A 1,221-nucleotide genomic window follows, 5' to 3' on the forward strand; every position below is an offset into this window, starting at 1 on the left:
TGACCTGCTCCCCGTTGATTAGTACACCCCGATGTTAGTAATGTCTTCATAAGCCACATGAGGACATCCCCATGAAGAAGCGTTTTTCCGACGAACAGATCATCAGTATTCTCCGCGAAGCCGAAGCTGGGGTACCCGCCCGTGAACTCTGCCGCAAGCATGCCATTTCCGATGCCACGTTTTACACCTGGCGTAAGAAGTATGGCGGTATGGAGGTGCCTGAAGTTAAGCGCCTGAAGTCGCTTGAGGAAGAGAACACCAGACTCAAGAAGCTGCTTGCCGAAGCCATGCTGGATAAAGAGGCGCTTCAGGTGGCTCTTGGGCGAAAGTACTGACGACAGACCAGAAGCGGGAAGCCGTGATGTTGATGTGTGATGCGACCGGTCTGTCGCAACGTCGTGCCTGCAGGCTTACAGGTTTATCCCTGTCGACCTGCCGCTATGAGGCTCACCGTCCGGCTGCTGATGCGCATTTATCAGGGCGCATCACTGAGCTGGCACTAGAGCGCAGGCGTTTTGGCTACCGTCGTATTTGGCAGTTGCTGCGCCGTGAAGGGCTTCATGTTAATCATAAGCGCGTGTACCGGCTTTATCACCTCAGTGGCCTGGGCGTAAAACGCAGAAGACGTCGTAAAGGGCTGGCAACAGAACGTCTGCCGCTGCTCCGTCCGGCGGCGCCCAATCTGACCTGGTCGATGGATTTCGTCATGGACGCACTTTCCACCGGTCGCAGGATCAAGTGTCTTACCTGCGTCGATGATTTCACAAAGGAATGCCTGACGGTCACTGTTGCCTTTGGGATTTCAGGCGTTCAGGTCACGCGTATTCTGGACAGCATTGCACTGTTTCGAGGCTATCCGGCGACGATAAGAACTGACCAGGGGCCGGAGTTCACTTGCCGTGCACTGGATCAATGGGCCTTTGAGCATGGTGTTGAGTTGCGCTTAATCCAGCCGGGCAAGCCAACGCAGAACGGATTTATTGAGAGCTTTAACGGACGATTTCGCGATGAATGTTTGAATGAGCACTGGTTCAGCGATATCGTTCATGCCAGGAAAATTATTAATGACTGGCGGCAGGATTATAACGAATGCCGCCCGCACTCCACGCTGAATTATCAGACACCGTCTGAATTTGCAGCGGGCTGGAGAAAGGGTCATTCTGAGAATGAAGATTCCGACGTTACTAACTGAGTGTTGTATCTAATCGTGGGGGCAGGTCA

Annotated in this window: 1 protein-coding gene; it reads left to right on the top strand. The window is 53.4% G+C overall.

The genetic code is table 11. The features are described from left to right. The first annotated feature begins 71 nt into the window (after positions 1 to 71). Positions 72 to 1,192, top strand: a protein-coding gene (locus tag IM317_RS00295; RefSeq protein ID WP_085950818.1) for an IS3-like element ISSen4 family transposase whose coding sequence is annotated in 2 segments (ribosomal slippage) — positions 72 to 330 and positions 330 to 1,192 — 1,122 coding nt in all. Because the reading frame shifts where the segments join, the coding sequence is not laid out codon by codon here. The last annotated feature ends 29 nt before the right edge of the window (positions 1,193 to 1,221 follow it).

The sequence above is a fragment of the Enterobacter cloacae complex sp. S3 genome (genome assembly GCF_014930495.1).
GTDB classification, from domain to species: domain Bacteria; phylum Pseudomonadota; class Gammaproteobacteria; order Enterobacterales; family Enterobacteriaceae; genus Enterobacter; species Enterobacter asburiae_B.